The following is a 24,205-nucleotide window of genomic DNA, read 5'->3' on the forward strand; positions in this document are numbered from 1 at the left end:
GGCTTGGGTAGGAGGTCTGGTAAATGTTAAGAGTATTACTTAAATGGCTTAAGAAAATAACGATCTTATCAATCGCACCAATTGGTATTTATGGAACTTTGGAGTTGTCTCGCTATTACAGCACAGATGTTCAGTATTTACCTGATGACAGCTTCTTTACTGAGTTTGAGGATATCAAGGTTGATCAATTCGGATGGAGTGCACGGTCAGGACACGGAGGCATCTACTGGGTAAGTGACAATGAAATAGTCACCATGGCAGAGATTGAAAACGAAAAAGCTTTATACCTTGTGAATGTTACGGATGGCTCTTATACGAAATTGGTAGATACCCAAAGTCAAAAGAGGAAGCTCCGTCGATATTGCTTTTCCAATGACACTCTATTTGTCTCTTCATGGCCTTCTTCAGAGCCGCTAGAGTTCGAATATCAACCTAGAAATTTTAAGATTGTTTCTCGGCGAGGTTCTGAACTGAATGGACGATTACGTTCAGCCGTTAGGTGTGGATACTACTCGAGGCCAGGTAAATCTAAACAGCGCAAAGGAATCAGGGAACTGTTAAGGGAAGATGGGTTCATAGTGAAGTTAAGTTCGACTGGAGAGAAGTTTGACAGTGTAGAGTTAGTTAATGCAGATGGTGTTAGCTACAAAGAACTAAGTTCCGAGCCTGATGTTGTTAATTCAATTAATGGTACTGCATTGTACTATCCATATTTTGATGGGTATTTTTCTTATATGACGCAGTATAAACCATGTCCTGGAGTTGGCGTTTGGTGGTTAGGTCGTAAAGATTGGACGCTAAAGGTAAAGGACTATTGTTTAGGTCCTTGGTCTAAGGCTGGTTCGTCTGTTATAGCGCCTACTAATGTTGGTTTATTTGTTGAGCAGCACGGCAGCGGTAAGGGAGCTCCTTGGGCTTTGTATTATTTAGTAACACCAGAGCAAGAGTTGCCAATAGATATGGTAGGGGGGCGTGGAGTTAGCACAGCTCCTGATGGATGTCGGGTTGTTTATGGTTCTGGAGGGTATAGGCCGATTAAGAATAAGGAGTACAGGCAACACCTCAAATTATTCAATGTGTGTGCCTATTTTGAAACGAAAAATATTGATAAGGACGTTTAGATAGTGATAACAAGTCAAAGGAGATGACTGATGATAGAAAGGGAAGAATTCGAGTTAGCATTTTATGCAGCAAAAGGCGCTTATGAGTTAGATGCAGGGGGTGGGTTTCTTAAGCATCTTGGTTATGAGTTTGTTGAGAATGGGATCTGGACAATAGAACAAACGGGACTTAAAGCGGCCCTTTATTCAGATGGTACGGGAAATTATGTATTGGCTTTTGCAGGTACTGAAGGTTCCCAAGATTGGTATCAGAATGTATCCAGCCTGGGCTACGGTCAATGGGAGAGTGTACGACAACAAATATTTGAAATGTTTAATGATATTAACTTCGACGTTGGTGATATTGCCACACTGACTGTAACTGGCCATAGTCTTGGTGGAGCTTTGGCGCAGTATGCTGCTTACGAAATAGTGAGCGAGGGAAAACTAGCAGCTAATCAAATAGACCTATTAACCTTCAATGGTTTAGGTGGAGAAGCTAGTCTAGATTCGAAACATTCTGATTATGATAAAGACCTCCTCGCAGACGCAGATATCTATCACTATTATGAACCCTCAGATCTAGTCGTCCAGCTCTCTGAGCATGTCGGAGGTCAGACATCTAACTATCAACTTAGCTCATCAACTGAAGCAGAGTTCTTCCTCGATGCTCATTCCTTAGCAACCATTGAGCTACAGATGAAGGATGGCAGTGTATTAATAGATTCTCAAGCCAACCATCACTATTTTAATTTGGATGATATTTTGCCGTTAGTTCAAGCTTTGAGCTCTGGAACAAATGGCCTATTGGGTGGTGGTGATCAAGAAATCAGTGAAATGGAGGCGATGGCGAGATTATTTACTATATTACCAGGAATTTCCTTGATTGAGGCCTTCCCCCTTAAATCAAGTGAATATACGGAATTAAGAGATTGGGTTCTGGATAACGTTGCAGAAACGGTACTTGATGTAACTGACCCGACTGAGAGAGCGGTGACAGTATTCGGGCTTGGTGCGGCAATAGGGGCTCTCTCTACAGGACTTAACTTTTCTAGACTTCCCCTCCTCCTCGAAGCGGGTTCCCAATTAACGGCTTCTTATCTAGAGTATTTAAATGCAAACAATGATCAGCCGGACGCGACAACACCGGCAAAGGATGCCTTAGCGTTTAGTCTGTTTTCGATACTTAGCGGTGGCAGACTCAATGATCAGGGGGGGATGGAAGGAGGGACTATTAGTCGTGTGGAAGTTAATCATATACTAGAGGGCAGCGCTCCTCACGAAGCTCAAAGATACTCTGAGGTTTTTCAAGCTGTAGCGGATATATTAGGTGAAAATGTAGAAGATGGTCTTAAGGGGTATATTGACTTCCATCATACGCTGTTGAGTCAGGGCATACACTTTTCGACTGTTGCTGATGCTAGAGGAGTGGATAGAGAGCAATTAGAGCACTGGCTTAATCAATCCGGTTACTTTGATCTGGACGCCCGATTAGCCCGATATAGTGTGATCAATAATCTGCCATTCATCCTAATGGGCCCTGAACTGGCAAGTGCTGTTTCTTCGGAAATCAGGGAATCAGATCGCTATGCTAAAGATACTTATTCCGAACCCTATTGGGTTGATAGGCTTAATTTTTATGAGCTAACACTTTCACAAAACCGAGAGAACCTTCCATATGGGGACGGCTTGGGGACTGAATACGCACTTTTTAAGGACTTGCAAACTGGAGATATAGCTAAAAACTACCTCTTCGCAGATAAGGTAAATACATATACTTTCGGGACAGAAGACAATGATACTTCTGGATTAGAGGGCGGAGAGTATCATGATCACCTATATGGAAATGGCGGTGATGACATTTTATTTGGCAGAGAGGGCGAAGATGTTCTAGATGGCGGAAAAGGAAACGACCACCTTCACGGCGGCACTGGAAACGATTTCTTAGTCGGCGGAGCAGACAACGATACCTACCACTTCACACAAGGTCACGGCTACGACAGGATTGAAGATACTGAAGGAATAAACACCCTCATAATTGGTGGTCGAACCATCACTGCTCTAGAAAAAGTTTCTGGTACAGAAGACTCATATAAAAACGCATTAGATGAAAACGATCCCTATCGCTATCAACTCACTGTGTCAGGCTTTAGAGCCGTAGGCGCTAATGGGGATATTGTCGACGTCATCGCTCAATCAGACTTTTCCCGCTTCGGTATTAATGTTGAAAACAACGAACCTGAACCAAGCCCCGCAGGTGGAGACATCGTCGTCGGTTCAGGCCATAACTACGATGGTGTTAACAACTGGGCTCCCAGTAGAGGTGGAACGGCTACTATTGAAGATAATATTTTCTATGATGCCAGCTTATATGATGCTGACTTATATAACGATGGATACGCCGGCAATGACTGGGAGTTCTGGGGCAGTCATGGCAATGATTATCTAAAAGGCGGTGTAGAAGATGACGTACTGAAAGGTAATCTAGGTGATGATGACCTGCTCGGTGGCGAAGGTAACGACGAGCTATTCGGTCATGCTGGTAAAGATAACCTTGTTGGCGGAACGGGTAATGATACCTTGGTTGGCGGCAGTGGGTCCGATACCTTGTCGGGTGGAGAAGGTATCGACTTCATCTTTGGCAATGGCCCTTACATAAATATTGATGCTGAAACGGGCGAAGTGCTCAATGAAGCCGGAACTGATGTCGGTGATGTAGATATCGTCGACGGGGGGGCCGGAAATGACCGAATCTCTTCAGGCAAGTACACCGACATACTATCGGGTGGTGCGGGCGAGGAGCAAATATATGGTGGCGAAGGTAATGACGTTATTGATGGTGGTGCCGACAATGATTTTATTATGGGAGACTCCGCCGGTAACCGTGTTCGCTATACTGAGCCTGGTTTAGGTGGTGATATTCGCATCTTTACCATCACAGATCATATTGACCGTCTGGATGAAAGCCTGAGCTATAACGATACCATTGATGGTGGTCAGGGGGACGATATCATCTTGGGTGAAGCGGGTGATGATACGATTGACGGTGGTGATGGAGATGACTACATCGAAGGTGATAAATCCAACGACAATGGCTTTTTCACAGCTGAAGGTCAGTATCTGTCTTATACCAATAAGGAGGGTGTAGAGCGCTTAATTACGGCTGATGATTATGTCGAATTCCAAGAAGAATGGAGCGGTAACGATACCCTAAAAGGCGGTGCTGGCGTCGATACAATATACGGCAATGGTGGAAATGATACGCTTCATGGTGGGAGTGAGACTGACTGGCTTTATGGGGGAACGGGCTCCGACACAATTAATGGTGATGAAGGTAGTGATGTTCTCTATGGCGACGAAGGGAATGACCGTCTTAATGGCGGGGAGCAGCATGACTGGCTTTACGGCGGTGAAGGTGATGATCAATTATATGGCGGCGCAGGTAATGACCAGATCCAGGGTGGAAAAGGTGATGACGTTTTATCTGGAGGCTCGGGTACAGACCGCTTAGACGGAGGCGCGGGTAATGATACCTTTATCGTGAAGCCCGGTGACGGTACGATCTATATTACTGATACCCAAGGCATCAATATCCTAGCTTTTGAGGGTGGTTTGAATGCTGGCGATATTTATACCTATGCGAGACCTTCTTCTCAAGATCCTACAAGCGACAGTTTTATTAAGATAAATTATGGCTCGAATGAAAGTGATGTGATCGCTATGTCGCAGACGACTTTCTCGTACATCCGTGAAGCTCGATTTGCTGATGGTTCAAGTTTATCTCTCATTGTCGACAACTTGTCCAATGGAACTAACCTAGGAACGGATAGTGATGACCATATCACCTCGGACGGCGTAGGCTCGAAGCACTATTATGGGTTCAGTGGTGCCGACACTATTGATGCCGGAGACGGCCAGGATTATGTCTATGGTGGTGATGATAACGACGCAATCAATGGCAATAGTGGGGATGATTATCTGTATGGTGATGTCGGTGATGACGTTATTGCAGGAGGAGAAGGAGACGATGTCATTTTTGGCGGAGCAGGAAATGATACCTACCTGTATAGCCTGGGTGATGGTGCTGACTATATCTCGACCTATGATGAAACTGAAGGTCGACAAGATGTCCTTGTTTTCGATGAGTCGATTGCTGCCCAGACCAGCTATGTGACACGAAGTGGTGATGATCTAAAGCTTGTTCTTGGCAATGATGACAGCATCGTCGTTGAAAGCTTCTTTAAAGAAGATGACCCTAATTACGCCTTAACAGCGATTAACTTTTCCGACGGTACTTCATGGGACAGCGATGAAGTGCGAAGCCGAATTCAGGCTGCAACACCGTATGACGATGTCGTTCAAGCGAGTGCAGAAGGTGAGGTCATTAGCGGGCTTGCGGGCAATGATACGATCACAGGTCAAGAGGGGAATGACCAATTCTTCGGTGATGAAGGTAATGACATATTGTCTGGAAACCAAGGGAGTGATGAGCTAAATGGGGGGGATGGGCAAGACACATTATATGGAAATGATGGTGATGACACCTTAATTGGCGGTAATGGCGATGACTATTTATACGGAGGTGCGGGCCATAATATCTATCACTATGCTTTGGGAGATGGGAATGATCAAATTCGTGCAGAAGGTGCTGAAGCGTCTCATCTACTCATATTTTCCGAGACGGTTGACCCAAGTGAAATAGACCTGGTGAATAGCGACGATGATTTGATCATAACCCTGACTGCCAGCGGAGAAACAATCGAAGTCTTTGGCTTTTTCGATACGGATCCAAGCCAGAGAACAAGTCTCTCGATTCAATTTGATGCAACTTCGTCAACATGGTCAGATTCTGAGCTTCGAACTAAAACATTTGAGGCAACAGCGGGCAACGATACCATTCAGGGGACAGCTGACGCTGATACGCTAAGTGGATTGGCGGGAGATGATAATCTAAATGGCTTGGACGGTGATGACATACTCTTAGGCGGAGAAGGGCGCGACACCTTAAATGGAGGTACCGGCAATGATACTTTAGATGGTGGTGCGGGGGACGATTCCCTAACAGGTGGTTTAGGCAATGATACGTATTTATACGGCATTGGGTCCGGTCATGACATTATCGACTTTGATAGTAATTCAAGCCTTGTCGGGAGTAATACCGTCATGTTTGATGAGTCAATTCAAGCGAATGATCTCGAGTTAGAGCGTGTTAAGGATACCCATAATAGTTATCGTGACCACCTGCTTATTACTGTCAAATCTACAGGTGAAACTCTTACTGTCGCACGTTACTTTTCAAACTCTAGTGACGATACGACCAGTACCGGCCAAGTATCTACTTTCGAGTTTTCTGATGGTTCCGAATGGGCTGAAACAGATATCTATGCTTTGATCATTAATTCTATTACCGAAGGTGACGACTATTTTGTTGCAGGTGATGCTGATGACGAAATTGATGGTTTGGCAGGGAATGACAGCATTTTCGGAGGTCAAGGCAACGACCACCTCAGCGGTGGGCAAGGTGACGACTCGTTGCTAGGTTATTCGGGCGCTGACCAATTGTTTGGTAATTCTGGTAATGATTGGCTCTATGGTGGTGAGGGCAATGATGAGTTGAATGGCGGTGCCGGGAATGATTACCTTAATGCCGGCGATGGCGATGATACCGTTAGTATGAATGTGGGTGAAGGCCATGATGAAGTGGTATTCGGTGGTGGCTTAAATACGCTAAACATTCAGGGTGATATCGACGCAAGTGACATTGAATTTAGAATGAAAGGTCGACACTCACTATTTATTAGCGCTGGCGAGGCTTTGGACTGGTCTGTTGAGGTCAGTTTGCATTTTGATAGAGACTATGGAAATTGGCGCTATCAACTTGATCACTTGCTTGTGAATGACACCGAGGTCGAAATTACCGATACGATAGGCGAGGTCATTGATATTTCTGGTGGTTACTATAATGGTTCAGGTTATGTCGTAATTAGGAGTAACGAAACGGAATCTTGGAATTATGCTTTAGGCACTGAGGGTGACGATCTAATTTACGGCACGGATGATGCCGCAATATTTGATGAACTTGAAGGCGGTGCCGGGAATGATCAGCTATATGGCAAAGCAAATAATGACATTCTTCGAGGCGGAGAGGGGCATGACGTTTTAGACGGGGGCGCAGGTGATGATGAACTTTATGGTGGAGACGGCCAAGATACCCTGATTAGTGGCAAAGGGAATGATCGTCTAATGGGCGGCTTTGGGGGCGATGTATATCGTATCTACGCAGGTTCTGGAGTATCTCGTATTTCTGATTTTTCAGAAGACTTTAACATCATTGAAATAGCGAATGATTTAAGCGCACAAAATGCTGCGCTTCACCAAAGTGGTGATGATTTAATGATCTCTTTTGAAACGGGTGAGAATGTCATTGTCTCGAACTATTTCGACTCAGGAATCCCAAGTGGCGTAATTGATGAAATACGCTTTGCCGATAATACTGTCTGGGAATCTGCGTATGTTCAGGCAAACGTTGAAGACCTTCCGCTCTCATACGATGGGCAAGCTCCAGCAGGATTTAACGTTGTAGATCAACCTAACGGGAGTGGCGATTATATCGGTACGAATGATGACGATTTTATTGAGGGTACTGGAGACCAAGAAGTCGTTTATGGGTCTTGGGGGCGAGATATCATCGTTGGCTTTGGTGGTTCTGATGAGTTAGTGGGTAGTAGTGGTGGCGATTTGATAATCGGTGACGGTTTGCTATTTGGTAACGAAGGGGATGACATTTTGGAGTCGAGAAATATGAGCAACGACAATTATGATGGTCGTGCTTTTATGTTTGGCGGTGATGGTGATGATACCTATCGTGTCGGTATAAACAGCGTAAACACCTTTATCTACAACGGCTCTGAAGCGGGTCATTATGGCGCTAGCTTTTCAGGGGGGCCAGGTGGAAGCGCAAGTGACTTTGATGTACTGGAGTTTATGGAAGGCATCTCTCCCGACGATATTAATTTTTATGCTAATGGTTATGGTCTCGAATTAGAAATCGGAAATAATGGCTATGTCGTCACGTTGGCAGATTATTTTGAACCTTTGACATACCAAGGGCAGGGCATAGGTGAAACCGCACCCGTTGACGAAATTCGTTTTGCTGACGGGACAGTTTGGAATCAAAACGACATCACAGACATGTTGGCTAACGCTCCGGTTGATCAAGATATTGAGGGAACTAGTCAGGCTGATACACTTTTAGGTGGTGCTGGTGATGACTGGATCGCAGGTTTTGAAGGCGATGATACTCTGTATGGTGAAGGTGGCGACGATATCTTAGTTGGCGGTGCTGGGAACGATACTTTGTACGGCGGTTCGGGTGAAGATGACTATGATTTCGACCCTGGTTTTGGTCAAGATGTCATTTACAATACTGGAAGCGACTATAATGAGATATGGCTTTACCAGGTTAATGAGTCGGATGTGGCTTATGCAAAGCAAGGCAATGACCTCGTGGTTTCTATTATCGGAACGTCTGATCAGATAACCGTTAAAGACTGGTATGAGTCACCGGAACGAAAAGTAGTAGTGTATTTCGATGATTTGGATATCACACATTCAATCGATCATATTGAGTCATTAGCGACTGACGAGAGTAGTTCGAGCAATAGCGAACCTACCGCTCTAGCGGATACAGCAAACACCGAGGAAGATACTTCCATTATCATTGATGTGTTAGCCAATGACAGCGATATCGATGGTGATAGTCTGAGCATTAGCTCTGCTTCAGCCTCGTATGGTTCGGTTCTCATCAATGGTGATGGAACGCTGAACTACACACCTAATGCAGATTTCAACGGTTTAGATAGCATCAGCTATGAAGTCTCAGATGGTAACGGTAGCACCGCGGCCTCATCGGTATTCGTCACGGTTAACCCCGAAAACGATGCGCCTGTTGCTGTATTCGATACGGCTGCAACGCAGGAAGATACGTCAGTCACGATTGATGTGTTAGCGAATGACAGCGATATCGATGGTGATAGTTTGAGCGTTAGCTCTGCATCAGCGGTAAGTGGTGCTGTTGTAATTAATGGCGATGGAACGCTGAGCTACTCGCCTAATGCAGATTTCAATGGTTTAGATAGCATCAGCTATGAAATCTCAGACGGTAACGGTGGCACCATGACCTCGTCAGTCTCTGTCACAGTGAACCCTGAAAATGATGCGCCTGTTGCTGTTGCAGATGCGGCAGCAACACAGGAGGATACGTCTGTCACCATTAATGTGTTAGCGAATGATGGTGATATCGACGGAGATAGTTTGAGCATTAGCTCTGCATCAGCGTCAAATGGTGCTGTTGTGATTAATGGCGATGGCACACTGAACTATACACCTAATGCAGATTTCAACGGCTTAGATAGCATTAGCTATGAAATCTCAGACGGTAACGGTGGCACGGGGGCCTCGTCGGTATCCGTCACGGTTAACCCCGAAAATGATGTACCAGTTGCTGTAGTCGATACCGCTGTAACGCAGGAAGATGCTTCTGTCACCATTGATGTGTTAGCGAATGATGGCGATATCGACGGAGATAGTTTGAGCATTAGCTCAGCATCAGCGTCAAACGGTGCAGTTGCGATAAATGGCGATGGCACACTAAGTTATGCGCCAAATTCAGACTTTAATGGTCTTGATAGCATTAGCTATGAGGTCTCAGACGGTAACGGTGGCACGGCGACCTCATCGGTATCCGTCACGGTCAACCCTGAAAATGATGCGCCGGTATCAATATCTGATACAGCTGTTACTGATGAAGATACGGCAGTTGTTATCGATGTTCTTGTGAACGATAGTGATATTGATGGTGATAGTTTATCTGTTGTGGCTGCTGCGGCGATTAGCGGTGTCGTAGCTATCAATGGTGATGGAACTATCTCATATACGCCTAGCGCTAATTTCGTAGGAGAAGATTCAATCACCTACGAAGTTTCGGACGGTAATGGTGGAGTCGCCAATTCAACCGTCGCAGTAACTGTAAACTCAACTGAGGATGATCCAATTACTATTGTTGGAACTGGTGCTGCAGAAACTTTAGAGGGTGGAAATAATAACGATAACCTCGCAGCCAAAGGTGGAAAGGACGTTCTATATGGATATGAAGGCAACGACACGCTACACGGTGGTGGCGGTGCCGACTCTCTATATGGCGGCTTGGGAGCAGATACACTAAAAGGTGCTAATGGCTCTGATAAGCTTTACGGGAATGAAGGTAACGATTTGTTGGTGGGTGGTAAAGGCCATGATACCTATTACTACCAAACTGGTGATGGCTATGATCGTATTAATAACGCTTCAAATAACTTCGCGACTGATACTGACAAACTTAGTTTGGAAAGTGTAGGTGATGTCGATGATGTATGGTTCAAAAAGACGAACAACCATCTCGATATTTATGTGCTGGGAAGTGAAGACCACGTTCGAGTTAATAACTGGTACAAGGCAGATAAGTTTAAGCTGGATTCAATTGAGGCGGGTGGCCAAGCCATTGATGCTATTAATATTGAACAGCTTGTAAGTGCGATGGCTTCGTTCGGAGCTCCTTCAGGAGGCAGCATATCGCTGAATTCTGATGAGCAAAACCAAGTCGATACAGCAATAGCGACGGCTTGGGCCTAGAGGCTACATAAAGGGCCTTCGGGCCCTTAAAAACTTTCTCAACTCTTCGGCAAAATAACCACAACCCTAAGCCCCTTAACCTCCCGATTACTCAACTCAATCACACCATTGTGCTTCTTAATAATTTGCGAGCTAATAGCGAGACCTAATCCAAAGCCTCCCGTGCCTCGGTTACGGCTTTTGTCAGCTCGGTAGAAGGGTTTGAGGATCGATTTGAGCTCTTCTTCTGGAATGCCGGGGCCTTCGTCCAAAATCTCTATATGAAGATTGCCAGAGCCCTCATAGAGCTTGAGCTCGATGTTGGCATCGTTGGGGCTGTATTTGATGGCGTTTGTTAGCAGGTTTTCAAATGCCCGGGTTAGCAAGGGCTCGTCACCTTTGATGAGCGCATCGCTTTGTAAATCGGTTTTTAGTGTCAGGTTTTTTTCTTTTAGTTCGAGTTCTGCGTCATCGGTAATGCGGCCCAAGAGTTGTGACAGGGGCAGGCTCTCCATCTGCGTCAATTGCTGGTTGTCAGTTTGCATTAAGGTGAGCAGTTGGTTGATGAGTTCTTCGATACACTGGTTCTGGTGTTCGATTTTGTCTAACAACTTGCCTGGGTCATCAACTGATCTGGCGAGTTCAATCGCGAGTTTTTGGCGAGTGAGTGGGGTTCTTATTTCGTGCGAAATATCACGAAAAAGTTGCTGCTGACTGCTAATTAAGTCAGATACTTTATCAGCCATTTGGTCGAATGCGGTGGCGAGTTGCCCTAGTTCATCTTTGCGTTTGCCAACATCCTGACTGACGCGAATGTCGAGCTTTCCTTGGGATATCTCAAGGCTGGCTTGATGTAACACGCGAATAGGCTTGGCGATAGAGCGTGCTATCCACAGTGAACCTAATAATATGATGATACAAGATGCCAGTAGACGATAGCCGTGCAAAGACTCTGGGTTGAAGCGGGACTGTATATAGCGCGAAGGCATGACTCGCAAGATATAACTTTGCCCGTTTGGTGAGGATATTTGTTGGTCGGCCAAATTTAGCAAGTGTGTTCGATAGGGTTTGTCATCGTGATCGTGATGCTCATCATCATCGTCATCATGATACCTTGGCTTTCGGTGTGGAATTACCGGCGTCTCGTCAGTATGTAATAACACTACGCGTATGCCTTCGCGGCGGGCTAGTTTTCGGTACCAGCGTTTTAGGGCTTTGCCTCCTTGCTGCTCGTATACCTCTATTGCTTCGGGTGCGAGTGAGCGCATCTTGTCTTTTACTTGCTCGACCTTGAATTCATTGACGACGATTTCTTTGGTGATCCAGATATTGGCGAGAATGGTCGCAAAGGTGGTTAGCCAGAAGATCAGAATAATCTTCCAAAACAAGCGATGTTTAAAGATGGATTGAGTCATGCTTAACGCGTCTCCACCTGACCTTGGAATAAATAACCACTGCCACGAATGGTTTTGATGTGTTCGCTATCGAGTTTCTTACGCAGGTTACTCATATGCATATCAATGGCCCGATCATAGAGTGTTAGCTTTCGCCCTAAAGCAAGCTCGGTTAGCTCGGCTTTGGTCATAATTTCATTGGCGTTGCGCATCAGTGCGTGCAGAATATTGAATTCACTGCTGGTAAGTTCTATTTCTTCACCCTCAATTAGGGCTTCACGCGTTTTTAGTTTTAGCTTGATTTTGTCTGAAACCAGCTCACTAGCCTGGTTTGTTGTCTGGCCTTGGTCGATCTCCACGCGTCTTAGCAATGCTTTGATTCGCGCCACCAACTCTCGTGGGTTAAATGGCTTGGGAAGGTAGTCGTCGGCGCCCATCTCAAAGCCTATGATTCTGTCTAGCTCATCACCTTTTGCGGTGAGCATTAATATTGGGCTAGTGATTTGGCCGCGTATATCACGCAACACGCTTAAACCATCTTTGTTAGGCAGCATGATGTCGAGAATGATAACGTCGTAGTGACTTTTTAAAGCCAAGCGTTCACCTTCGACGCCATCGAATGCCGTGGTCATGGTGAAACCTTCTTGTACTAGCAGGCTACTTAGAAGCTCACTGATCTCGGTATCATCTTCAATGAGTAATATATTGGCACTCATATCAAACCTTTATTGATTTACGGAATTGTTTGAAGTCTAGCATAGGCTTTTTACCTTCTATTTAATCTTTACAGAGACTTTACGTTTACTAGACCCCGATTTACATAGCAATGAATACAATGATTATCAGTCGATAACAAATCGATTAAAAAAATCATTGAGAGGAAGAAATCATGAGTAATCGTCTATTTACTAAGAAGAAGTTATTAGGTTTGAGTTTAGCGATGGTCATCGCAGGGTCTGCAGCGGTTGCGACAGCAGGGCCGCACTATAAAGAGCATGGCATGAACCACAAAATGGAAAGAATGCTCAAGCGTCTTGATTTAAGCGAAGAGCAAGAGGTGCAGGTTGAGGAAATTCTGGCTCCCATGAAAGAGCTCAGAAAGGAAAGAAAAGGCTTCCCGAAAATGCGTGCCATGATGTCTTTGGACCCGGACGCTGCCGATTATATGAAGCAAGCAGAAGAGCAGGCGACAAGTGCTGCTGAGAAAGTTAAGGCTAGTATCCTTAATATGGCGAGTGTTCGCCAGCAAGTACACGCGGTGTTAAATGAGGAGCAGAAAGCCGAGCTTAAAGCGATGGTATCGAAGAAGCTAAAGCGAATGGAAGAGCGCTGTGAGGATGACGATTAATTGAGGACATCAGATTTATCGGATGCTAGTTGTTGGTTGTGAAGCTAGACAAGGATGTTTTTTGCGTGGCGAGAGCCACGCTTTTTGTTTTCTTTGGTCTTATGAATATATCTTCAGTACACTCTTAGCTCTTAGTCTTTGATTTCAAAATGGAGCGAGTCAGTGAGTTGCTTGAGGAGAATTCCACGGTGTGTGTCGGAACAGATTAGAGCCATCATTTTTGACCTTGATGGAACGCTGGTCAGCTCGAGTCTCAACTTTGACCGAATGCGAAAAGATGTGGGTTGCCCGCCTGACGAAGATATTTTGGCCTACATCGATGCCCTGCAAGGCAAAGATAAAGAAGCGGCAAATGCCATTGTTTATCAACACGAAATGGCCGATGCGCGATCAGTTGAACTGCTTCCTGGAGTAGAAAGTTTGTTTGAACAGCTTTCTATAGGAGCATTAAAAACTGCGATAGTGACTCGAAATTCAAGAGAAGCAACTCGTCGTAAGTTAGAGCAAGTGGGACTACAAGTTGACACGATATTAACCAGAGAGTGTGCCCCTGCAAAGCCTCACCCAGGAGCCTTGCAGCAACTATGTCGTGAGTGGCAACTCAAACCTTCTGAGGCGGTGTATGTGGGTGATTATCTGTACGACCTATTAGCAGCAGAACATGCTAACATGCATTCCTGTTTATATGCTCAAGATCACTTACCTGATTATGCTGAAAGGGCGGGCTTTGTGTGTAATGACTACGCATCTTTTTTCGATTTATTAGCCTCCTATATAGAAAAAAAATAAAGACAAACGCACCTGCTTGCTTAACTTTGCTTATCTTGCGAGATTGATCTGAATCAATCTTGGATAAAGAAGGCGAATAGGTGCGACAAAATGTCACTTCCTCCATAAAACCTCATCGATATACTCACCTCCAATCGAATCATAGATGAGGTTGAATGAGGGTGTTAGTGTGAGAGTAAATCAAACTTTTCGAAATATTTCGCTATCAGGGAAAACTTGTATTGGTAGTAGTCTCTTGGGCGCTAGCCTTTTGTATGCACTTCCCGCTGTTGCAGACATGGAAGCAAAGCCAGCGGTTGAGCAGCTAGATACGATTAGTGTGACAGCAAATAGAAACGAAGAGTTGACCTTGGATGTGCCCGCCAGTATCGCCGTTAAGGATAGAGGCTCTGTTGATCTTGACCAGGCTAACTACCAAAAAGACTTGTTTAATAGCATTGCAGGCGTTCGTATTATACAGACCGGTTCAACCTTGGGGCATAAAACCAGTATACGTATGCCTTCCAATACAGGGCCTTATTACTTGTTTTTACAGGATGGCATACCGGTACAATCCTCTGGCTTCTTTAACCATAACGGTTTGGCATACACCAACTTTAGTACGGCAGGGTCTGCAGAAGTTTTGAAGGGGGCAGGGACTGCATTGTACGGCTCCGATTCAGTTGCAGGTACTATCAATGTGATTTCCCAAGACCCAAGCTTAAGAGAAGGTTATACCGTCAAAACTGAAGCTGGTGCGCATGGCTTTTATCGTTTAGGCCTAGCAGGAAGCGCAAGCTTGAGTGATGACTCTTCAGTCGGCATTGATATATCGCATAGCGAAAACGATGGCTGGCGAGACCATACTCGCTCAAAACGAAGTGAAGCGAATATTACGCATTTTGTTTCCTTGAATGACAACAATAGCCTGAAAACAGTCTTTGCAATAAACACTACTGAGGCTGATCAGGCCGGTAGTTTAATTGGTTTGGATGCGCTGAAAAACGATACAGAATCGGTGGGTGATATAGAAGCTGCACTAGCTACCGGGATGGATATTCAGCGAAAATTTGATTTTGCCCGTTTGAGTACAGAATGGACGCACTTACTTAATGACGAGATTGAACTGAGTACCATTGCGTACTTGAGAACAAACCGGAACCAGTATGTAGCAACTTGGCAGGGAAACCTTCCTGAGAATGATAGCCAGCAAAAAACGCTTGGCCTCATGTTCAAAGCCGACTATAGCCTAGATAGCCTCCGCTGGACTTTTGGAGCCGACCTTGAATATACCAAGTCTAGTCGAAGCTATGAGCAAACCTTTGACTATGTGCCCAGTGGCTGGGGAAGTAGTGTCGCTGAGGGCTCTATTTATGACTACGACGTGAATTACTTCGCCGTGTCACCCTATACCAGTGCTGCATTTAGTGTTACTGATCACTTAACAGTAGAAGCCGGCCTTCGCTACGACTCCAGCCGTTTTGATTACACGAATAATCTATCTGACGGGCAATATGCATCGTCGAGTTATGCGCGGGCATCGAGCGATAATGACCCTTCATTCAATCACTTAAGTCCTAAACTGAGTTTTAGTTTCCGTCTTGATGATAGTCAGAATATCTATGTTCGCTATGCAAACGGTTTCCGAATACCGCAAGCTTCTCGCTTGTATGCGCTTACAACTGACAATATTGATTTTGATTTAGACCCGGAAGTCAGTGATACCTATGAACTGGGTTATAAGTTGGCAACCACAAATCAGCGTCTCGATTTATCGTTGTATTACATGACGATTGATGACTCAATTGTTCGACGAGAAAACATTGATGGAGATCGTTACTACGAAAATGGTGGCGAGACCACGCATCAGGGGGCAGAGTTATCAATACTACAGACCTTAACAGAGGAATTATCCGCACGATTGGCTTATAGCTACTCGGAGCACGAGTATGTGAACGATGAAGATTATGGCGATAACGAGCAAGCTGAGGCGCCTAACAGTTTGGCTAACTTACGTTTGAACTATTCTCCTCAAAAGGTGCAGGGTTTGACGACTTCATTGGAGCTTGAGCATATTGGTGAGTATTGGATGGATGACAATAACACTAAAAAATATGGCGGCTATACGGTTACACACTTAAAAGCACTATATAAAATTTCTGAACAGCTCAAATTGAGCGCTAAGATTAATAACCTGTCGAATAAAGTGTATGCGGAAAATGCCAGCTTCAGTTACGGCAAAGAGAAGTATACACCAGGGGCTCCGCGTCAGTTATTCGCAGGTATTGAGTATCGGTTTTAAGACATGATGACTAAAGAACGCTCAGGTATTTTTTTCATACTGTGCCTTTTGCTTGCACTCTTATTGACCTGCAACCAAGATGCAGAGGCAGCAAAAAAGCATGGAGCAATGAAAAACAGTTTGCTGCCTGAGTGTCAAGGTATGGCACTTCCATCTGTGCATTGTGGACGCGCTCCATCGTATGCCGAGGGTAAGGATAAAGTGTATGTGGTCTTCTCTCAGAATGGCCATATCTACTTATCTTCATCATCAGATGAAGGGCGCAGCTATACGCCTCCTATTGCTGTTAATCGGCGACCTGAAGCGATTTATGATGATGGCGAGAATAGGCCAAAGATCCTGTTGGGAAAACAACAAGAGATCTTTATCTCATGGACGCATAAGACGCCTGGGCGCTATTCGGGGGATGTGCGTTTTGCTCGTTCACTCGATGGCGGTCAAAATTTTTCTGAACCGATTACGATCAACAATGACAAAGCACTAATCGGTCATCGTTTTGATGCGATGCTGATGGATGGTACAGGGCGTTTATATTTATTCTGGATTGATAAACGAGATAAAAAAGCCGCTCGTGACAGGAATCAAGACTACTTAGGGGGATCGATATATTTCACCTACTCTGACGATGTAGGCGCTAGCTTTCAGCCCGATAAAAAGTGGGTTGATCATAGTTGTGAATGTTGTCGTTTGGCCCTAGCAAATGATTCGAACCAAGATGTAGCGATCTTATGGCGGCATGTATTCCCAGGCAGCATTCGAGACCATGCTATTGCCTATGTCAAAGACTGGAAGTCTATGCAGAACGCTCATCCAGCTAAAGCGGCTATAGATAACTGGGTGATTGAAGGCTGTCCTCACCATGGTCCTGATATGTCTTTTGATCGTGATGACCGCGCACATATTGTCTGGTTTACACAAGGGGATAAACATAAAGGTTTGGTGTACGGTCGCTATAACTTTTCTGAAGGAAGGGCCTTAGACACAATTTCGATTGATTCACTCCCAGGTGCGAGTCGTCCACAGGTCATAGTGCAAGATTCGAATGTGTTCCTACTATGGAAACGCTACAACGGACAAGGTCTCGATTTGATCTTACGTCAGTCCGTGAACTTAGGAAAAGACTGGCTAAAAGAAAAGGTAATCGCAAGTACCACTCATGACTCAGATCACCCTGACCTGATTGAAGTGAAGGGCCGAATTCATGCTATGTGGCATACACAGGCTGAAGGCTTACGCTGGATTAGGGTAGAGTAATGATAAGCGTGAAAAAACTAGCTGTGTTTATATGGGGTTTAATAGTTATAGGGTGGAGCGCTTCGCTTCAGGCAAATGCGAATATAAAGCCCTTTTCAGCGGATAGTCTGATTGCCATTGAAGAATCTCGTAAGGGAGAGGCATTTATATTACTGCTATGGTCAATCGAGTGTCCTCCTTGTCTAAAAGAATTAAAACTTCTAAAGGAATTAACAGGGCAAGGCCTGAATAAGCACTTGTTGCTAGTTTCAACGGACGATATGGAATACCAGACAGATATTGAAGCTTTAATAGCAAACGAAGCGCTTCTTGAGTATGAGCATTGGCTTTTCAATGGCGATTTACCTGAACGTCTTCGCTATAACATCGATCCAGGCTGGTATGGTGAATTGCCCAGAGCCTATATTTACTCCGCTCGCGGGCAGCGGGTTGCACATAGCGGCATGTTGACAAAAGCAATGTTGGAACAGTGGTTGGCTTTAATTCATGCGAACTCTGCACCGGAAAGTACCGATTCACCATGACAACTTCCAAGCCTATACGTATTACCGTTATCGTGTCAGTGCTTGTTCATTGCGGAATGATGTTGGCCGTTTTTCTTACCGTGTCTGGTGGTGTTAGCCTAGATACTGTTAATGTGGATAAGCCATTGCTGCGTCCAGCGCTTGTGATTAGTCATCACCATGTTGCTGCAAAGCCAAAGCCAAAGCCAAAGCCAAAGCCAAAGCCAAAGCCAAAGCCAAAGCCAGAGCCAGAGCCAAAGCCAGAAAATCGATCAGAGAATGAACACTTTAGCTTTCCATCTGAAACCGTTTTGCAAGCGCAAAGCCTGGGTTTAGAAGGTGAATCGATACTTGCCTATAAACAGGAGCTGTTTAAGCTTATTGAGGCACAGAAATTTTATCCGAAGCGCCTCAAAAGAATGCGTAGAGAGGGTGAGGTGACGATTGAATTCACGCTCTTGGCAAATGGCGATTTAAAAGTCATTAAAGTCATCGACTCGCGTGGACATAAACTCTTCAAACAAGCTTCACTGGCATCGCTAAAGAAGGTCGACACTTTCCCACCTTTTCCAAAAGAGTCTACCCGTGCAGAGTGGACCTTTACGGTCGCACTAAACTACAGCCTTCGAATGTAGCGTAGAAGGAGGCTGCCCAAAACGCTTCTGCTTAACCGCTTTCATTGTAGGGTTTAAAAATCTTACAAAATAGCTGTCTTTGAACTACACTCAATAGGGTTTATTTAGCGGCCTTATCAGGGACAGGGGGCTGAACAGAATTCTGTTGAATAGTCGCCTCTGGTTTACGCTCGGTGCGATGTAGTTTGAGATGTACAGGGTAGGTATGGCTTCAAATCTTTTCTCATTTGATTCAATTGCTTTACGGCTGCTAAAGCGCATTTTTCTTATCTATTTCAGCATTACGCTTATCATGACGTTTGCTCATGCTTATTCGGAATACCATCATACAAAAGATGTGGTGAAATCTGAGTTGAAGGAAATCGAAGGAACCTTTACACCCGCGCTCCGCACTGCACTTTGGGCGGTCAATGAGAAACAACTTTCTTCTATTGCTAACGGAATTCTTCAGTTGCCCTTCGTGACGGGTTTGAAAATTGAGAACGGAAAAGGAGAGTCCCTTATTCCTGGAAGTCTAAATGTAGGGGAGGTTGATGCAGGCAGCTTTGAATATAGCTTCGACATTCTGCAAAGCACCCTGAACGATCAGTACGTTTATTTGGCAAAAGTAACCTTTTTGTCTGATAGTCAGGTGGTATTTGATCGTGTGAAATTCGGCTTCTTAATTATTGCAATTAATGCTTTGATGAAAAGTATTATTCTTTGGTGCCTGTTTTTATGGGTCTTTAAAGTAATGCTCTATAAACCTATGCAAAAGTTTGTAGGTGAATTGCATAGTATGGATTTTGATAGTCTTGATAAACGTCGTCTTAACCTTGGCCTGGAACATGATGATGAGCTACAGTCTCTAGAGAATAGCTATAACCAGATGCTCGAAACCTTACAGCAACAGAAGCAGGAATTTGTTGATGCGCAGCAAAGCTACCATCGAGAGTTAGAGCGGAAAGTTCATGAGAGAACTCACGAACTGGAGTTGGCGAATCAGCAGCTAAGTTTTTATGCGAGTACCGACCCGCTTACCTCAATCTATAATCGTCGAAAGTTCTTTGTTCTGGCTGAAAAATATCGGGCTTTAGCCTTGCGCAATAAGCATCCCTTATCCCTTCTGGCTTTGGATTTGGACCACTTTAAGCATATCAATGACGAATACGGGCATGCGGCTGGTGACGAGGTCTTGGTTAAGTTTACTTTGCTTGTTGGCCAGTTATTGCGTGAAAGCGATATCTTCGCTCGCTTTGGAGGAGAAGAGTTTGCGATCTTGTTAGAGAATACCTCCTCTGAAGATGCTGTGACGGTTGCGCAAAACATAATTGATGTGGTTGAAGGTCAATTATTTGAGTTTGAAGGTCATAATATTAAAGTGACTGTATCGGTTGGAATTGCAGAAATGATGATGGCGGATGAAGGCATTGGAGCATTAATCGCGAGAGCGGATAAAGCGCTATACCACGCCAAGGAAAACGGACGTAACCAGCATTTTATCTACGATAGTGGACAGGCGGAATTATAGTTATTGCGATGGATAAAGAGCTTCTGCATGTACAAATAATTAGTGCACTAAAATCGCGTTATGATATTGCGTACTCTGCTGCTAAACAAGCTTATGAAACGGCAACGCACGAAGAGAATGTTGCCGAGAACAAATATGATACGCTTGGGCTGGAAGCTTCTTATTTGGCCGAAGGGCAGGCTCGCCGGATGGCTGAAGCAGAAAACGCACTTAAAACATTTGAACGCTTAAAGCCAAAGAACTTTGGTGAAGACGATGCAATTCAATTTGGTACCTTAATTGGACTGAGAGAGCTCGGCACTGGTCGCGACGAGGCTGCTAGTGAAGTGTTTCTTTCGCCTGTTGCAGGGGGCCTTATAGTCGATTTTAATGGCCGCCAGGTGTTGCTTTTGAGTAAGCTCGCGCCGCTGGGAAAGGCTTTGTTTGGCGCCTATCTCGAGGACGAAGTAGAGCTTGGTGATAAGCGCTATCTAGTCGAAAGTATTAGCTAGTTTAGTGCCCGGGAACGACCATATCTTCGATGGCAGGCACGTTCGCGGTAACAGAGCCATTGTATCGTGCGTAAATATCCGTCATGGTGCCGTCACGGTGAAAGGTTAGCAAGACCTGGTTAAAGGCATCGACATACTCTTTAGAAACTGTTTCTTTGACAAAAATCACATAATATAAGTTCTTAATATCTGGCCCTGCATAACGCACATTCTGCAGCTTGAACTCTTTGATCGTATCAAAGCCGACGACATCCGGTACATAGACCACCCCACGTTTACCAAAGCGATCAGCTTCGAGCATTTTAAACACATGCTCAAAGTCGTTCTCTATGACAACACGAGCCCCAGGGATTTTCTTTGCGAATTTCTCGACCTTTTTCGACATGTTGGTCGGGCCATAGGTGGCGATGGTTAAACCGCTTAACTGCTGACGCGAGCTGTAGTCTAAAGGGTTATCTTTTTTAACAAACAGACCATAGTTCACTACATGAACGGGCAAGCTGTAGTGCCATTTCTTGGCTCGCTCTGTGTTATAGCTCATATTGAATGCAGCGTCCGCACGATGCGCTTCTAGTTCAACAAACATTCGGGGCAAGGGGTTAAATTGAAAGGTGGTGTCTCGCATTAGCTTCTTATTAACCGCCTTAACCAGAGCGGCCACCGGGCCATCAATTTCTTGTGTGGTTTCGTTGATGTAAGCGACAGGAGGATAACTATTAAATGAGACAGGCTTGCCTTTCTCTTGATGAGCCTGAGATAAGGCGCTAAAGCCAAGCATCATACTGACTACGATGAGTGCCGAAGCGATTGAGTGTCTATTTCGGCTAATTTTTATCATTTCCAGTCTTCCGATAACGTGGCTTATGAACGGCGCCATGACTTCTTATGGGGGCTATAAGGCATTAGTTTAGACCATGGTGCTTGGATTGCACCCATCAAGCCTAAATTCAAGGATGACTATTGTTATTGGGATTAAGCCGGCTTCGTTGCCTTTGCTTAAACCTTGTTCCAAGAGAAAAACTTAGCCTAAAAGTATTAAAAAGACGAAAAAACTGTGATGCGTGTCATGTTTTGAGGTCGGTACGCCGGGGGCTAAGCCCTTCGGGTGATCAAACTAAGCCCGGCTAAGCCCTATTATTTGAATCATCAAGACGAACGGCGTTAAGCAAAAAACTTCAGGCCTTTTTGCTTAGCTCCTTTCTAAACTTGTGTTGTGATAACTTTTTCCGATTAGGGCCTCCCTACAAGCCCTATTAGTGAACGCGGCGATTAGGTAGTTCGGCACCTTTCGCCGCTTTTTTTTGTCTGAAATTTAAGCTCAATCAAAAACACCTGACATCGCAGAGCGATTTATTCCGCAGTACTCTCTTGTAAAACGGTGCTAACTGCTTGCTTCTCTAATCAAGTCGTCGATGCTTTTCATATTACTACTATCGCAATAGCTGATACCAAAATTAGCAGAAAAGCTTACATTGCTTTCCTTAAGTTCATAGCTACGGCTTTTAATGAGTTGACTCAGTCGCTCAGCGACTTGCTTGGCATCTTGTGCGTTGCTCTCTGGCAAGATGATGACAAATTCATCGCCACCTATACGGGCAATGATGTCAGCATCTCTAATATCATTTTTTACTAGCTGGGCGATAAACTCCAGGCTGCGGTTGCCTGCATCTAGTCCCTGTTCGGTATTAATCTGGCTAAAGTGGTTGATATCAAAATGGATCAAGCTAATAGGGTGGCCATAGCGGTCGGCTTGCGAGAGTAGTTGCGATGCGTATTGTTGAACGAAGCGAAGATTTGCAATACCGGTTAAATTGTCAGTGAGCACGAACTTTTGCTGCTCGTTATAGGCATTTAGCATCTCATCAGAAAAGAACTTTACGGCGCTAACAACAATAAGAAAAACAATTAGCGCGTTTCCGATAAAAACTCCTTGTGCGATGGAGGGCGGAATGGGGGCCATGTAAGTTTCGACTCGTAGTGTATGGGCCGCGCAAAAGCACAAGCAACCATAAAGCATGACAGCAAGCTTTTTCCATTTTTCCTGGTCATTGAGCAGAAAGTAGACCACGACCGGGAGGCTTAGGAAATAGAGTTGGAAGCCCGTTTCAGCGCCGACAAAGAATATACTCCCCAAGGTAACTTGCAGGCTGGCAATGAGTATCAACCAATAGGCGGAAAGGACAAACTTCTCCTGCCTGACCCAGTAGAATGTTCCGGCATAGCAGAGCGCATATAGGAAATCTGTAAAGCTGCTCAGCGCTTGTTGGTATTGAGTCCATAAAATAGCTGAATAGCATAAGGATACAATCACGCCGACCAGTGACACGCTAATAACGATTCGCTTACGATATTGTGTGCCTAGCTTGGTACTAAGAACTTCTGATTGCTGTGTAGATGCCTTATTTTGCTTCATGCCTGTTTGTTTATCCTAACATGTTGGCCAGTTTGTAGGGGCCTTCCAGTATATTGTGTGTTAACTGAACTTGATTCGATACACCTGTTTTTTGGTATATCTTTTTCAAGCGAGAGCGAACGCACTCTTTAGTGAGCTTGAGCTCTTCGGCGATTTCTGAGCCTGATAGCCCAGATATCACCTTGCTGAGAACTTGTGTCTCGGAGGCGGTCAGGCCATAAAAGTCAGCCAGGACTAGATTGAGCTTCTCAAAGCTGTCTTTCTCGACAGGACGCATCACCACGAGTGAACCTTTCGCTTTCCATATCTTATTTTCATGCGCAGACTTTCGGTAGGGCGTAACACCAATATGCCATTCATTGCCTCCACCAACGTATGCATCTAAACGAATGAAGCCTCCTGGAAACAAATCTATTCCCTGCGAAGCAAGAATGCATTGCATGACAAGGTGCTGTAGCCGCTTGTTGGCGGCAGGGTTCTTCAGTGCGAGGCGGTCATGTTTTAAGGTGAGCACCTCACTCGATTTTGCAAACTCTTCTGCCCGGGCGTTCATAGGTTTGGAGACATAATTCTCCATCACCAAAAAAATAGCAGCTTCAGTACTACTTTTTAGCTGCTCTTGCACCTGGCTTTGTAGCTGGGCAAGTTTGGTTTGGGTGGATATGGTAAAAGCGCGCGTTAGGTGTGGTACAAAGATGCCGAGAATTTTCTTTGTTTGGTTATCAAAATCCTGCTGAGTATCTGGGCGGTAAAAGGTGATGCTGGCAATGAACTGGGTATCTCGATAAAAGCAGGTGCTGATACTATGGAAGCAATCATTTTCACGGAATAGCTCCTGA

Annotated in this window: 16 protein-coding genes; 11 read left to right on the plus strand and 5 right to left on the minus strand. The window is 44.9% G+C overall.

Annotated elements, in window-relative coordinates; all coding sequences use genetic code 11:
• Nucleotides 1-23 precede the first annotated feature (23 nt).
• Both A3729_RS11385 and A3729_RS33930 read left to right on the plus strand, forming a co-directional pair.
• Nucleotides 24-1,121: a hypothetical protein gene (locus A3729_RS11385; RefSeq protein ID WP_068508131.1), complete on the plus strand. Its 1,098-nt coding sequence runs from the start codon at nucleotides 24-26 to the stop codon at nucleotides 1,119-1,121.
• 30 nt (nucleotides 1,122-1,151) lie between these two features.
• Nucleotides 1,152-10,769, plus strand: a complete 9,618-nt coding sequence (locus tag A3729_RS33930) for a tandem-95 repeat protein (protein WP_068508129.1) — start codon at nucleotides 1,152-1,154, stop codon at nucleotides 10,767-10,769.
• 38 nt (nucleotides 10,770-10,807) lie between these two features.
• Here A3729_RS33930 and A3729_RS11395 read toward each other — a convergent pair whose 3' ends face one another.
• Nucleotides 10,808-12,163: a cell wall metabolism sensor histidine kinase WalK gene (locus A3729_RS11395; protein WP_068508127.1), complete on the minus strand. Its 1,356-nt coding sequence runs from the start codon at nucleotides 12,161-12,163 to the stop codon at nucleotides 10,808-10,810.
• Nucleotides 12,164-12,165: 2 nt separating this feature from the next.
• Complete coding sequence (locus A3729_RS11400) at nucleotides 12,166-12,858, minus strand: response regulator (protein ID WP_068508125.1); 693 nt, start codon at nucleotides 12,856-12,858, stop codon at nucleotides 12,166-12,168.
• A 173-nt stretch (nucleotides 12,859-13,031) separates the two neighbouring features.
• Between A3729_RS11400 and A3729_RS11405 the strand changes: the two genes are divergently transcribed.
• From A3729_RS11405 to A3729_RS11440, 8 genes are all read left to right on the plus strand, one after another.
• Nucleotides 13,032-13,490 carry a Spy/CpxP family protein refolding chaperone gene (locus A3729_RS11405; RefSeq protein WP_068508122.1) on the plus strand — a complete coding sequence of 153 codons (459 nt, stop codon included), beginning with the start codon at nucleotides 13,032-13,034 and terminating at the stop codon, nucleotides 13,488-13,490.
• A gap of 192 nt (nucleotides 13,491-13,682) precedes the next feature.
• Nucleotides 13,683-14,279: an HAD family hydrolase gene (locus tag A3729_RS11410; protein WP_068508120.1), complete on the plus strand. Its 597-nt coding sequence runs from the start codon at nucleotides 13,683-13,685 to the stop codon at nucleotides 14,277-14,279.
• A 169-nt stretch (nucleotides 14,280-14,448) separates the two neighbouring features.
• On the plus strand, nucleotides 14,449-16,560 hold the full coding sequence (locus A3729_RS11415; RefSeq protein ID WP_197469959.1) for a TonB-dependent receptor: 2,112 nt from the start codon (nucleotides 14,449-14,451) through the stop codon (nucleotides 16,558-16,560).
• A gap of 3 nt (nucleotides 16,561-16,563) precedes the next feature.
• On the plus strand, nucleotides 16,564-17,814 hold the full coding sequence (locus A3729_RS11420; protein ID WP_068553848.1) for a sialidase family protein: 1,251 nt from the start codon (nucleotides 16,564-16,566) through the stop codon (nucleotides 17,812-17,814).
• The gene (locus A3729_RS11425) at nucleotides 17,814-18,338 is read left to right on the plus strand and encodes a hypothetical protein (RefSeq protein WP_068511183.1); all 525 of its coding nucleotides are present in this window, start codon (nucleotides 17,814-17,816) and stop codon (nucleotides 18,336-18,338) included. Before A3729_RS11420 ends, A3729_RS11425 begins: the two co-directional genes overlap by 1 nt.
• Nucleotides 18,335-18,952 (plus strand): energy transducer TonB, encoded by a 618-nt coding sequence (locus A3729_RS11430; protein ID WP_068633851.1) that lies wholly within the window; start codon nucleotides 18,335-18,337, stop codon nucleotides 18,950-18,952. Before A3729_RS11425 ends, A3729_RS11430 begins: the two co-directional genes overlap by 4 nt.
• A gap of 205 nt (nucleotides 18,953-19,157) precedes the next feature.
• Entirely contained in the window at nucleotides 19,158-20,462 is a 1,305-nt protein-coding gene (locus A3729_RS11435; RefSeq protein ID WP_068511178.1) for a GGDEF domain-containing protein, read from the plus strand.
• 8 nt (nucleotides 20,463-20,470) lie between these two features.
• A complete protein-coding gene (locus tag A3729_RS11440; protein ID WP_068511176.1) occupies nucleotides 20,471-20,953 on the plus strand; it encodes a hypothetical protein in 483 nt (160 codons plus the stop codon).
• 1 nt (nucleotide 20,954) lies between these two features.
• Here the strand turns inward: A3729_RS11440 and A3729_RS11445 are convergent, their stop codons facing one another.
• From A3729_RS11445 to A3729_RS11455, 3 genes are all read right to left on the minus strand, one after another.
• Nucleotides 20,955-21,791 carry an ABC transporter substrate-binding protein gene (locus A3729_RS11445; RefSeq protein ID WP_068511175.1) on the minus strand — a complete coding sequence of 279 codons (837 nt, stop codon included), beginning with the start codon at nucleotides 21,789-21,791 and terminating at the stop codon, nucleotides 20,955-20,957.
• A 543-nt stretch (nucleotides 21,792-22,334) separates the two neighbouring features.
• Nucleotides 22,335-23,366, minus strand: coding sequence for a GGDEF domain-containing protein (locus A3729_RS11450; RefSeq protein ID WP_068511173.1), 1,032 nt, complete (start codon nucleotides 23,364-23,366; stop codon nucleotides 22,335-22,337).
• 10 nt (nucleotides 23,367-23,376) lie between these two features.
• Nucleotides 23,377-23,991: a helix-turn-helix transcriptional regulator gene (locus tag A3729_RS11455; RefSeq protein WP_068511171.1), complete on the minus strand. Its 615-nt coding sequence runs from the start codon at nucleotides 23,989-23,991 to the stop codon at nucleotides 23,377-23,379.
• Between the two features lie 57 nt (nucleotides 23,992-24,048).
• Between A3729_RS11455 and A3729_RS31640 the strand changes: the two genes are divergently transcribed.
• Nucleotides 24,049-24,198, plus strand: coding sequence for a hypothetical protein (locus tag A3729_RS31640; protein WP_156490768.1), 150 nt, complete (start codon nucleotides 24,049-24,051; stop codon nucleotides 24,196-24,198).
• Nucleotides 24,199-24,205: the final 7 nt, after the last annotated feature.

It is taken from the genome of Oleiphilus sp. HI0043, assembly GCF_001634935.1.